Source organism: Hamadaea sp. NPDC050747 (assembly GCF_040654195.1).
Taxonomy (GTDB): Bacteria; Actinomycetota; Actinomycetes; order Mycobacteriales; family Micromonosporaceae; genus Hamadaea.
Map to the genome: position 1 here is coordinate 1 of NZ_JBFAHM010000015.1, position 11,310 is coordinate 11,310.

At 69.7% G+C, this 11,310-nt stretch carries 12 protein-coding genes and 1 tRNA gene; 5 read left to right on the forward strand and 8 right to left on the reverse strand.

The genetic code is table 11. From position 1 onward, the window contains the following. Positions 1 to 114: 114 nt before the first annotated feature. Positions 115 to 1,737, reverse strand: a complete 1,623-nt coding sequence (locus AB0H43_RS31590) for an MFS transporter (RefSeq protein ID WP_360005347.1) — start codon at positions 1,735 to 1,737, stop codon at positions 115 to 117. A 116-nt stretch (positions 1,738 to 1,853) separates the two neighbouring features. Here AB0H43_RS31590 and AB0H43_RS31595 point away from each other — a divergent pair, with 116 nt between their 5' ends. Beyond that, positions 1,854 to 2,369, forward strand: a complete 516-nt coding sequence (locus AB0H43_RS31595; protein WP_360005349.1) for a MarR family transcriptional regulator — start codon at positions 1,854 to 1,856, stop codon at positions 2,367 to 2,369. A 43-nt stretch (positions 2,370 to 2,412) separates the two neighbouring features. Continuing rightward, on the forward strand, positions 2,413 to 3,483 hold the full coding sequence (locus AB0H43_RS31600) for a hypothetical protein (protein WP_360005351.1): 1,071 nt from the start codon (positions 2,413 to 2,415) through the stop codon (positions 3,481 to 3,483). 41 nt (positions 3,484 to 3,524) lie between these two features. Here the strand turns inward: AB0H43_RS31600 and AB0H43_RS31605 are convergent, their stop codons facing one another. Beyond that, entirely contained in the window at positions 3,525 to 4,121 is a 597-nt protein-coding gene (locus AB0H43_RS31605) for a septal ring lytic transglycosylase RlpA family protein (protein WP_360005353.1), read from the reverse strand. 295 nt (positions 4,122 to 4,416) lie between these two features. Here AB0H43_RS31605 and AB0H43_RS31610 point away from each other — a divergent pair, with 295 nt between their 5' ends. Next, on the forward strand, positions 4,417 to 4,674 hold the full coding sequence (locus AB0H43_RS31610) for a hypothetical protein (protein ID WP_360005355.1): 258 nt from the start codon (positions 4,417 to 4,419) through the stop codon (positions 4,672 to 4,674). A 10-nt stretch (positions 4,675 to 4,684) separates the two neighbouring features. Here the strand turns inward: AB0H43_RS31610 and AB0H43_RS31615 are convergent, their stop codons facing one another. Beyond that, the gene (locus AB0H43_RS31615) at positions 4,685 to 6,076 is read right to left on the reverse strand and encodes a DUF2637 domain-containing protein (RefSeq protein WP_360005357.1); all 1,392 of its coding nucleotides are present in this window, start codon (positions 6,074 to 6,076) and stop codon (positions 4,685 to 4,687) included. 267 nt (positions 6,077 to 6,343) lie between these two features. Here AB0H43_RS31615 and AB0H43_RS31620 point away from each other — a divergent pair, with 267 nt between their 5' ends. Next, positions 6,344 to 7,093 carry a DUF2127 domain-containing protein gene (locus AB0H43_RS31620; protein ID WP_360005359.1) on the forward strand — a complete coding sequence of 250 codons (750 nt, stop codon included), beginning with the start codon at positions 6,344 to 6,346 and terminating at the stop codon, positions 7,091 to 7,093. A gap of 132 nt (positions 7,094 to 7,225) precedes the next feature. Here AB0H43_RS31620 and AB0H43_RS31625 read toward each other — a convergent pair whose 3' ends face one another. The 5 genes from AB0H43_RS31625 to AB0H43_RS31645 form a co-directional block, all read right to left on the reverse strand. Further along, positions 7,226 to 7,504 (reverse strand): hypothetical protein, encoded by a 279-nt coding sequence (locus tag AB0H43_RS31625; protein WP_360005360.1) that lies wholly within the window; start codon positions 7,502 to 7,504, stop codon positions 7,226 to 7,228. Between the two features lie 96 nt (positions 7,505 to 7,600). Beyond that, positions 7,601 to 8,497 (reverse strand): dihydropteroate synthase, encoded by an 897-nt coding sequence (gene folP / locus AB0H43_RS31630; protein WP_360005362.1) that lies wholly within the window; start codon positions 8,495 to 8,497, stop codon positions 7,601 to 7,603. A gap of 70 nt (positions 8,498 to 8,567) precedes the next feature. Beyond that, positions 8,568 to 8,640 (reverse strand) — tRNA-Gly (locus tag AB0H43_RS31635). Positions 8,641 to 8,682: 42 nt separating this feature from the next. After that, entirely contained in the window at positions 8,683 to 9,882 is a 1,200-nt protein-coding gene (locus AB0H43_RS31640) for a GNAT family N-acetyltransferase (protein ID WP_360005364.1), read from the reverse strand. A 7-nt stretch (positions 9,883 to 9,889) separates the two neighbouring features. Then, positions 9,890 to 10,366 (reverse strand): hypothetical protein, encoded by a 477-nt coding sequence (locus AB0H43_RS31645; RefSeq protein ID WP_360005366.1) that lies wholly within the window; start codon positions 10,364 to 10,366, stop codon positions 9,890 to 9,892. Positions 10,367 to 10,462: 96 nt separating this feature from the next. Here AB0H43_RS31645 and AB0H43_RS31650 point away from each other — a divergent pair, with 96 nt between their 5' ends. Continuing rightward, complete coding sequence (locus AB0H43_RS31650) at positions 10,463 to 11,095, forward strand: dihydrofolate reductase family protein (RefSeq protein ID WP_360005368.1); 633 nt, start codon at positions 10,463 to 10,465, stop codon at positions 11,093 to 11,095. The last annotated feature ends 215 nt before the right edge of the window (positions 11,096 to 11,310 follow it).

The window sequence follows — 11,310 nt, forward strand, 5'->3', positions numbered from 1 at the left end:
GCCTGACCCTGCCCGCCTGAACCCCTCCTCACCTGCTGGATCAGGGTTCTCGGTCGAATCATGACCCAAGATTCGACCGAGAACCCTGATCCAGCCGGGTGAGGGAGCGGGGAGTCAGGCGCTGGGCGGACCAGCGTGCACGCCCTTGCCCCGAGGCAGCGCCGTCATGAGCAGCAGCGTGACGAGGAGCAGTCCGAGCTGCCAGCCCAGCGTCCGCTGGGTGGCCCCGCCGAACACCCGCTCCCGGGCTTCCGCACCGACCTCAGCCAGGCCCGGTGTGGAACCGGCGCTTGCGCAGCTGGCCGGGACGACGGCTGTGTCGTCGGCGATCACCCGGTCGTAGAGGCAGGCCTCGAAGCCGGTGATCGCGGCGTCCTGCGCGGCGGGCACGGTGATCGCGGCGCGGATCTGCGGCGCGACGTGGTCGACGGCCGGGCTGACCTGGCTGCCGAGCAGGCTGACGAAGATCGAGCCGAGGATGGCGATGCCGAGCGCGTTGCCGACCTGGTACGCCGTGTTGATGACGCCGGAGGCAGAGCCCGCGTCCCGCCGGTCGACCCCGGCCAGGATGATGTCGGCGAGCGGGGCGACGACCAGTCCCATGCCCGCGCCGGCGATCGCCATGGCCGGGATGAGCTGCCACGACTCGACGCGGGGGCCGTACTCGCCGATCGTGTAGATGACGCCGCCGATGCCCAGCGCCATGACTACCGCGCCGATCATCACGGTGGTACGCCCGAGCTTCGGGGCGAGTTTGGTGGCGGCGACCGACAGCACTCCGACGCCGATGGAGAACGGCAGCGTGGTGAGCCCGGCGCGCAGCGGGGTGAAGCCGAGGCCGTACTGGAGGTAGAAGGTCAGGACGAGGAAGAAGGACGCGATCCCGCCGAAGAACGCGAGTCCGGTCAGGACGCCGGCGGTGAAGGACCGGCGGCCGAACAACGTCATCGGCACCAGCGGCGACTTGCGGCGGCTCTCGTACCAGCCGAAGAAGGCCAGCACGAGGACTCCGGCGGCCATCATCAGCCAGCCCCAAAGCGGCCAGTCGTTCTCCCGGCCCTGCACGATCGGGTAGATGAACAGCAGCAGCCCGGCGGTCACCAGGACGACGCCCGGCAGGTCGAGGCGTGACCCTTGAGTGTTACGCGATTCGCGTACCACGAGGAAGGCGATGGGCACCGCGATCGCCGCGATGGCCACGTTGATGAAGAAGATCGAACGCCATCCCCACCCGAACAGGTCGGCCTGGATCAGCAGGCCGCCGAGCAGCGGGCCGGAGACGGTGCCGAGCCCGGCGGTGGCGCCGAACGCGCCGAGGGCCTTGATGCGCTCGGCGGGCGCGAAGGTGACCTGGATGGTGGCCAGGACCTGCGGCACCATCAGCGCGCCGGCGGCGCCCTGCAGGATGCGTGCGCCGACCAGGACGCCCGGCGTCGGAGCGGCACCGCACAGCGCGGACGCGACGGCGAAGCCGACCATGCCGATCAGGAACAGCCGCTTGCGGCCGAACATGTCGCCGAGCCGACCGCCGGTGATCAGCAGCGCGGCGAAGGCCAGCGTGTACCCCGCGAGCAGCCATTGCACGGCGGAGAAGCTCGCGCCGAGGTCGGCCCGCAGCGAGGGGAGCGCGACGTTGGCGATGCTGACGTCGAGGAGGTTCATGAACGCGCCGCTGAGCATCGTGATCAGCGCGATCCATCGGCGCGGGTCGTTGGTCGGTTCGGCGTCCTGGCTCACGGCCGGGGTGGTGTGGGAAGCTAGGCGTTCCACTAGGAATCTTGCCCTTCTAGGAAAGTTAGAAGCTAGGATTTCTAAAGATTAGATTTCCTAGAGAATGCGCCAGCGGAGGTCACATGTCAAGCGCCGACCGTCAGATCCGGTCCGCCGTACCCGGCGTCACAGCGGAAGAGGCGGAGTTCGAGCAGCTCATGCGCCGTCAAGCGGTCATGTCGATGGCGCTCGGTCAGGCGGCGGCCGAGGTCGTCGGCCTCAACGCGACCCAGCTGAACTGCCTCAACCTGATCGCGCTCGACGGCCCGCTCACCGCCGGCCAAGTCGCCGCCGGCATCGGCCTCACGACCGCCTCCACCACCGCCATCCTCGACAAACTCGAGGCCGAGGGGCACATCGTGCGTGAGCGCGACCCGCAAGACCGTCGCCGGGTCACCGTCTCGATCAACATGGGCAAAGGCCTGGAGGAGATCTCGCCGCTGTTCGCCCCGCTGACGCTCGCGCGCACCCGCCTGCTCGGCAGCCACTCACCCGAGGAGACCGAGCTCATCCTGGAGTTCGTGCGCAAGAACACCCAGCTGCTGGCTGAGGCCGTCGAACGGCTGCGGGCCATGTCGCCCCGCCGAAAATCCAGCTGATACGCCGAAAGCAGCGACCTGGATCGGTTGAGATCATCGGGCGGTGACCTTGACAGCGACCTTGCTCGCGACAGTCCGCATACCGGGGGACCGGTTCCACCTGACGACGGTTGGACAGCGCCCGTGGATCCTCGCCCCCGGCGGCGGGACGCTGCGCGTCTACGACCTCGGCAAACTCGTCAACGGCCAGACCGACCCGGTAGCGGCCTTCCCCGCGCCGTGGCCGGACGGAGTCGGCGGCCGAGCGGCGGTCAGCCCCGACCTCGACTTCGCGGTCTTTCCCGGCGTACACGCCGTGCGCGCGGTCGAAAGGTCTGGCGTGCTTCGCTGGGAACTTCGCCATTCCTGCTGGGAAGCATCCTGCGTCGAGATCCACGCGGAGTACGCCGACTACGCCGGAACACCCGACCACAAATATCCAGACAACGGCTCGGTCTGGGTGAGCACCGACCGGACGACCGTCTGGGCCCACGTGCGGGGACCGCTCGCCGAAGAAGACGTACCCGAGGACTACGACCCGTTCGACTCGGCCGACGAACGATGGATCGTGGCCTCGGCGATCGACGGTCGCATACTCGGATCGGCGACGACCGACACCGCCGCGCACGGCTCTTTCCACCTGCCGCACCCGCAGCCGGATCAGCTGGCGTTGAGCATCGGCGAGGGACAGGACGGATCGCCGCTGTTCTGGGGGCGCTTCGACGGCCGTGAGTTCACCACCGAGCGCCTCGGCGACGACTGCATCGGCCTCGCCGTCGCCCCGAACGGCAAGGTGCTCATCAGCGTGGGCCACTCCGCCCGAGGCGTGATGAACGTTCACGCGGTTCCGACCGGAACAGTGACCGGCAGCTTCTTCGCCGAGCAGGTCACCGGCGACGACGACCACCGCTGGAACCTGGGCGACTTGGGATTCCTCGACGCGGACCGACTCGTGGCCGCCACTAGCCGCCACGGCAACGGTGACGGAGAGCATCGTCATTGGCTGCTCGACATCCGGCAGCTGACCGTCACCGAGATCCGCTATCCCGAACCGGTGACGGGCCGTCCGTCAGGGCTCGGCGACGGAACCTGGCTCACCGCAGAAGGCCCCGAGCTGCGACTCTGGAGCCTCTGAGGACCGCCATGTCCCGTCGCCGTCCCGCGTCCGGCGGCGGTTTACGCGATGACCTCGTAGCGGACCGTCATGACACCCCGGCCCGGGTTCTCGATCGACGCGAACGCCGCCCGGGACAAGTCGATGCAGCGCCCGTCGATGTAGGGGCCGCGGTCGTTGATGCGCACGACCACGGACTTGCCGTTGCGGGGGTTCGTCACGCGTACGCGGGTGCCGAACTTCCACGTCTTGTGCGCGGCGGTCAACTGCGAAGGGTCGAAGCTCTCGCCGCTGGCCGTACCCTGGCCGACGTCGTAGAAGCTCGCGCCGCAGGTGCCGGCGATCTTCGGCTTCGCCTTCGTCGGGGACGGCTTCGGCGACGGCCGGCTCTCGGACCGCGACGCGACCTCGGCCTCGTGGATGGGGGCGTCGGCGTTCTCGGCCTTCGACGGCGTGTCGGGGTTCTGTGCCGGGCCGTTGGCCTGGGCGAGCCCGGCGGCCCCAATAGCGGCCACCGTGAGGGCGGCGGCGGTGGCGAGGGGAGCCACGATCGGGCGACGGCGGCGATTCAGCTGATGCCGGGCCCGGTACTGGGACTGCGCCGTGCGGGGTTCGTGATCCTTGGGGGTGGTCTTTCCTGCGGCATGTCTGCCGGCCACGGAGTCAACCTTTCCTCGTCGGGGAACGATCCTCGGTCCGCCAGACAGTATCGACGACCACCGTCGCGATGTCGCACTTTGCGTCCGCTGAACGATCTTCATGTCTTCCTGGTCGCCCCGCCGGTCCCGACCCGGCCCCGCCGACCCCCGAGCGTTGATCATGAACTTATGGCCATGATCAACCGGCGTGTCGTGTCCGCCCGGCCCTGATCAACCCCCAGCTTCGTGATCGATGTCGAGGTGGCCCTGTTCGCGGGCATGCTGAGGTTGCGTGGCGGCGGTAGCCTCCCGGCGCATGAGCATCTTCGGGCGTCTCTTCGGCGGCTCACCCAAGCCTGACCACGATCCTGGTGTGGTCTACGTCTTCGACGCGAGGCAGCACCTCGGCTACTACAGCGTCGTCTGCCGGTGCGGCTGGTACGCCGAACCCGTGGATGTGGCGTACCCGGACGCGCAGGCCGAGCAGCAGATGGCGAATGCCGCGATCGTTCACTCCCCGGACGCGGACACCGAGGTGGCGTTCCCGCTGGACACGCCACCCGGCGTCCGGTAGCCCGCAGGGGTCAGCCGACGGTCGCCCGGCGGGGGCGGCGGCCCATCGAGGCCTCCTCGGTGTACTGGTCGAAGAAGCGTTCGAGCTGCTCAGGGGCTTCGTCGGGGAACTGGTCGACCAGTGCGCCGATGATCTCGCCGCGCCTCAGGCCTTCGTCGGCGTCGGTGATGATCCGGTCGAGCGCATCGAACACCGCCGGCCGCAACGGCCCTTGCGTACGCGCGGTGGCGGCCGCCAGCGGCGACGGAATCTGGTCGCGGATCTCACGAGGCGAGGACGTCTGCTCGCGGATATCGCGCGGTGACGATATCTGCTCGCGAAGTTCCCGGAACAACTCGGCCGGCACCGCCGACACCGGCCGCTCCGGCTGTGGCGGAGCCGAGAAGGGCGGCGGGACGGAGATCGGCGGCTCGAACACGTCCGGCGCGGAGAACGCCGGCATCGGGGCCGGCAGCAGCGGCTCCTCGCGGTCCGACGGCGGGCGCTGCTCGATCGGCTGGGCCAGGCGCTGGACGGGCGGCTGTGGGCGTACCCCTTGGGTGGGCGGAAGCGGCGTGGCCTGGACGGGCGCGGTGGCCTTGGGCGCGGCGAGCTGGGCCGGGGTGTGCTGGTGCCACGGCAGTACGCCGAACCGCCGCGCGTCGGGGTGAGTGACCCGCCACGGCGGCACGACATGCTGCTGGTCGGTGAGGTCGGGCAGCGGCTGGCGCGCGCGACGGGCGCGGGTGAGCGCCTCGCGGGCGGTCTTGGCCGACCGGTGATAGAGCCGATCGGCGCGGGCCATGTCCATCGCGGTGGCCGGGTCGGAGACGCCTTCGCCGAGGGCCAGGTACCAGGCGCGGAAGGTCTCCCGCGGGCGCAACACCCAGCGAACCGGCCGGTAGCGCGGCAGCGGGTCCTCGATCATGCCCGCGGCGCGCAGCCGGTCCCGCAGCGAACGGCGGGTCTTGGCGCGCCAGAGGACCACCGTCAACACCGATGCGGTCGCGTAGACCATCGCGGCCTCGGGCTGCCCGATCGCGTTGGCGTGGACGATCTGCATCGTGACCGCACCCGCGGTGACGATCCAGACGAGCGTCCACAGGCCGCCCGCCGAGTCACCGGCCAGTGCCGTCTGGTTCGCCAGCAGCATCAACGCCACGGCGGTCGCCTCGATGATGAGGAAGACCACGTAACGCTCGGGGCCGTGCATGCCCAGATACAGCTCGGCGAAGCCGGCCTGGCCGAGGGCCGCGCCGTAGGAGGCGGCGATCGCCACGATGGTCAGCAGCGTGTTGATCCAGAAATTGCTGCGCTTGTCAGGTTTGAACACGGGCCATTGACGAGCCGCCCGGATGGCGGAAACGGCACCCGCCGGCTGCGGGGCGTTCCGGTCCGAGTAGCGGTCGGGGGTCTCGGTCACGGGATGATCCTCCCAAGGGGCACCGACACTGGCCGTCGCGCCGCCGTCCTCACCCAAGACGCGAGCGGGAGCCGACACGACTCTTTCCCAGGTGTCGGCTCGCCGTCCTCACTCACGGCTCGAGCGGGAGCCGACACAACTCTTTCCCATGTGTCGGCTCGCCGTCCTCACTCACGGCTCGAGCGGGAGCCGACACAACGGGAAGCATTCTGCCGGGTTCAACGAGCGAGCGCACCTCCGTGGTGCCGGTGCGATACCTTTCGGCCCGTGGACTGGAATCTGCGCGCGTGTGGTCGCCGAGGGCATGAGACGTACGCCCCGACCGAGCCTGAGCTGCGTGAACGGCTGCACGCCGAGACCCCGATCGGGGCCGCCTGGCGGTGTCTGCGGTGCGGCGATTTCGTGGTCGGCGAGCCGAAGGCCGAAGGCCCGGCGAGCGACGCTCCCATCGTGCTGCGGGGCCGGGCGCTCCGCGACACCGTGATCCTGCGGCTACTCGCCGTTGAACGGTTCGCCAAGGGACTGCTGGTTCTCTTGGCTGCCTACGGCGTCATCCGGTTCCGCAGCCACCAGGACGCGGTGCAACGCGCCTTCCACGAGGACCTACCGCTGCTGCAGCCGATCTCCCAAAAGATCAACTACAACCTCGAAGATTCGTCCATTGTGCATACTCTGCGGACCGTCATCGAGGCGCAGTCGAAGTGGCTGCTCTGGATCGCCCTCGGCCTGATCCTGTACGGCGTCCTGCAACTCATCGAAGGCACCGGATTGTGGCTGCTCAAGCGATGGGGCGAGTACTTCGCGGTGGTGGCGACGTCGCTGTTCATCCCGATCGAGATCTACGAGCTGACCGAACGCGTCACCTGGGTACGCATCGGCGCGCTGCTGATCAACATCGCGGCCGTCGTCTACATCCTGCTGTCCAAGCGGCTCTTCGGGCTGCGTGGGGGCAAGGCGGCGTACGAGGCGGAGCGGCACGAGAGCAGCCTGCTGGAGGTCGAACAGGCGGCCGCCTAAGTCGGCGCGGTCGGTTCGGCGTGACCTGACGCACGCCCAGGCCGCCGCCGACGTCATCCGGGATAACGCGGCCTTCGTGGGCCCGCGAGGGGACGTCATCCCGGACAACGCGCGTAGGTCAGGGGGCGAAGTTCAGGGGGCGTAGTTCAGGGGGCGTACATCAGGCGGCGAGGGATCCGGCAGCCACCTCCTGCCAGGTCGACGATGTCGGCGGCGAACTGGGCGGGGCAGCCCGAGCCCGGTCAACCGCGCGGCCATCTCGGACGCCGTCAGGGCGAGCGTGCCGACGCCGAGCTTCTCGGCGATCTCCGCCCGGGCCAGCGCCTGCGGCCCGCCCGGCCCGCTCCGCCCCGCGCCCACCCCCACGCCACCCCCGCGAAGGCGCTGGATCAGGGTTCCAGGTCGAATCATGGGCCAAGATTCGACCGAGAACCCTGATCCAGCACCCTAAAAGCGGGTCCGAAGCGGGTCCGAAGCGGGCCGAGGGGGCGAGCGGGAGGGGGTGGGTTAGACGTTGTGCTTCAGGTACGCGGGTTCGCGCCAGCCCAGGATCGCCTCGGTCATCCGGGCGGCGTCCACGGCGGCCCGGACGTTGTGCATACGCACGATGCGGGCGCCGAGCAGGATGCTGATGACTTCGGCGGCTAGCGACCCTTCCAGCCGGGCGCCTTGGGGCCGGTCCAGCGTCTCGCCGACGAAGTCCTTGTTGGACACTGCCGCCAGCATCGGGTAGCCGACTGCGGCGATCTCGTCGAGCCGCCGGGTCAGTTCCAGCGTGTGCCGGGTGTTCTTGTTCAGGTCGTGTCCGGGGTCGATGATGATCTGCTCCGGGCGTACGCCGCGGGCCAGCGCCACGCCGACCCGGTCGGTCAGGAAGGCCGCGATGTCTCGGGCGACGTCGGCGTACGAGGGCCGGGGAAAGTGCGTACGCGGTTGGGCGAGGCTGTGTGTGATGATCAGCTGTGCCTGCGGGTTGGCCGCGACCAGGTCGGCCAGCGCCGGGTCGTGCAGTCCGGTCGTGTCGTTGACGACGTGCGCCCCAGCGGCCAGGGCGGCGGCCGCTACCTCCACCCGGAACGTGTCGACGGAGATGACCGTGCTGGGGTGCGTACGCGCAGCGGCGAGCACGACCGGCAGCACCCGCTCGGCTTCCTCGGCCGCGGTGACCTCGGGACCGTCGGGGGAGAACTTCACCCCGCCGATGTCGACCCAGTCGGCGCCCTCGGCGACGGCCTTGTCGACGGCCTCCACCGCGCGCTCCAGAGCGAACGTCGCACCCTTGTCGTAGAACGAATCCGGGGTCCGGTTCACCACCGCCATGACGGCGACCTGCCGGTCGAAGTCGAAGGTACGCCCGGCGATGACCCGGCGGGGTTCAATGAGCTCCGGCAGAAAGATCGTCACACCCTGCGACGTTACCAGCGCGGAAAGTGCAGAAGCCCACCCCGGGGGTGGGCTTACAGGAGAGGAAGAGAGCGGACGACGAGACTCGAACTCGCGACCCTCACCTTGGCAAGGTGATGCGCTACCAACTGCGCTACGTCCGCCTGCCGGCTCGCGCCGACGCCGCTCACTATACACAAGCGCGGTCAGAAGTAGTCGAGCAGGGTCGGCGCCGGCCCCGCCGTGGCCGCCTGCAGGAACGCGTCCGTCCGGTCGTCGCCGCCGGTCAGCAGGCCGGCCCGGCGCAGCGCGTCGGGTGCGGCGGCCCCCGCGTACCACACGCTGAGAGCACGCGGCCCGATGCGAACAGCCCCGGTGCCGCCCGGCTCCAGCCGCGCCGCGCCACCGTCGAGGACCAGCCGGAACCGCCCGGCGTTCCACGGGCACTGCTCGTCGACCAGCTCCAGGTCCGCGCTGCCGCTCACGAACTCCGGCCAGCCGCGCGTCTCCACGGCGCGCGCCGCGTCGACCACCCGCAACATCCACGGCTGACGCTTGACGACCTTCGCCTGCGGGCTCGCGAGGAAGAACCACAAAGGATCCGGGTACGCCAGCCGCAGAACCGTCGTCGGCGCGACACTGGCCCAGCCGCCGAACATCGCCAGCAATGCGCCGGTGGCCTCCGCGGTCGTGGCGATCACGTCGTACGCGGTGATCCGGCCACTCTCGTCGTAACCCGAACCACGCTCCCAACTCGCGTACCCGTCGATCGAACCGGACGGACCGACGGCGACCGTGAGCCCGTCGAAAGCCTGGACCAGCTCTTCGGGTGTGGTCGTGAACAGCGGGCCGAAGCGGTCCATCAGACCGGTGCCCGTGCGGGCGAGCCGGTCGTACGCAGCGTAGATGCCGGGGACGTCGGCGACGGTCGCGGGCCGCAACGCGAGGCCGGCGTCGCGCACGGTCGCCAGTGACGCCGTGGGCAGCGAATACGAGGTGAGCGCGCCGACTTCCTCCCACCCCACCCGGCGGTAGGGGAACGGCGTCGTCGGATAGAGGGTGCTGATGGCCGCGCCGCGATCGCGGGCGCCGGCCAGCAAGCGGGTGAGGACCGCCCGGCTCAGTCCGGTGCGGCGCGCCTCGGCGGCGACGGCGACCCCGGCGACGCCGGAGGTCGGCACGACTCGGCCGCCGAACCATTGTCCCTGGTCGCGGTCGACGGCCTTGGCGAGCAGCCGGCCGGAGCGGTCGAACGCGCCCCAGGTGATCCGGCCGGGTTGGTCGCCGAACTCGGTCGGCATGGGCCGGTCGTGATAGCCGAAGGCGAGGCTGCCCAGTCGCCAGGCAGCCTCGGCGTCGGTCTCGGTCAGCTCCCGGAGGTCGATGTCGGCATGATCATGAGCCACCCCGTCATTATCCGGCGGCTTTGCCGGTGACGGTGATCGCCCCGACGATCCAGCCCGCGAACAGCCCGTACGCCGACCCGGCCGCGGCCAGCTGCAAGGCGCTGAGCAGCGATGGATCGGCCAGGATGAACGCGGTGATGAACGCGGCGAGCGCGGCGGCGAAGATCACGGCCGCCCAGCCCAGGATGAAGGCGGAGATCCCACTGGCCGTTTTCGCACCGACCGCGAGGATGACCGCGACGAACAGGATGAGGAGCAGTGCTCGCAGATCGTCCGCGAGCAGCCGCCGCATCGATCCGGCGGATCCGTCGACCGGGCCGAATGCCCATCGTGGCCAGGTCAGGACCCGCATGAACCAACCGAAGGCCTCGTCGGGCTGGGTGTGTTTGTTCACCCATTCCACGATCGGCTGGCTACCGAAAAGCAGGACGAGCAGAGCGGTGCCGATCGTTCCGGCGCCGGCGACGGTTCTCGTGCGTGCCATGTTCACTATGGTAAGGAACCAATGTGACAGATGTCGATACATGATCATGACGTGGAGATCGCCCGAACGAGTTCACTTTCGTGAGAACCTGCTGGGGTGGAACAACTCTTCCCTGCTCGCGGCTCTGCTGATCTCTCCTCGCTGTACGCACAACCGCCCGGCGTACGGGTGAACTTCATCGCCTCCGCCGACGGGTCGGCGGTCCTCGACGGTCGCTCCGGCGGGCTGGGCAACCCCAACGATCAGGCGCTGATGGGCGTACTGCGCAAGGCGGCCGACGTCGTGCTCGTCGGCGCCGGCACGGTGCGTACCGAGGGATACGACCTCGTCCAGCCACGGATGGCGATCGTGACCCGGCGGCTCGACCTCGACCCGGACACGTTCGCCGAAGCGATCATCGTGACGGTCGCCGCCGCACCCGGCCGGGACCGGTTCCGCGACGTGATCATCGCCGGCGAGACGGAGGTCCACGTGCCGACCATGCTCGCCGGGCTGGCCGAACGCGGCCTGACCCGGGTGCTCTGCGAAGGCGGCCCGTCACTGGTCGGGACGTTGGAGGCGGCCGGTGCGATCGACGAGCTGTGCCTCACGGTCAGCCCGATCCTCGCCGGACCCGGAGGCACCCGCATCACCGCCGGCCCGCCGTCCGCCCCGCAGCGGATGGAACTGGCGCACCTGCTGACCGACGGCGAGCTGCTGTTCACCCGCTACGTCCGCGCCGCTGCCTAGCGGTGGTCCGGCCGCCTTGGCTGCAGATCACGGTTACGCATGCCTCCGCGGGCGGTTTTGGCCCGGATACCCGTGATCTGCGGGGAAACGGTGGCCGCAGGAGACAGCGGCGATAGGGAGACAGCGGCGATAGGGAGACAGCGGCGATAGGGAGACAGCGGCGATAGGGAGACAGCGGCGATAGGGAGGCGGCGCCGCGCGGTAGCGCGGCGCCG

Coding starts and splice junctions, on each gene's coding strand:
- AB0H43_RS31595 (WP_360005349.1), top strand. CDS start 1,854: ATGTCAAGCGCCGACCGTCAGATCCGGTCCGCCGTACCCGGCGTCACA.
- AB0H43_RS31610 (WP_360005355.1), top strand. CDS start 4,417: ATGAGCATCTTCGGGCGTCTCTTCGGCGGCTCACCCAAGCCTGACCAC.
- AB0H43_RS31625 (WP_360005360.1), bottom strand. CDS start 7,504: ATGATTCGACCTGGAACCCTGATCCAGCGCCTTCGCGGGGGTGGCGTG.
- AB0H43_RS31645 (WP_360005366.1), bottom strand. CDS start 10,366: ATGGCACGCACGAGAACCGTCGCCGGCGCCGGAACGATCGGCACCGCT.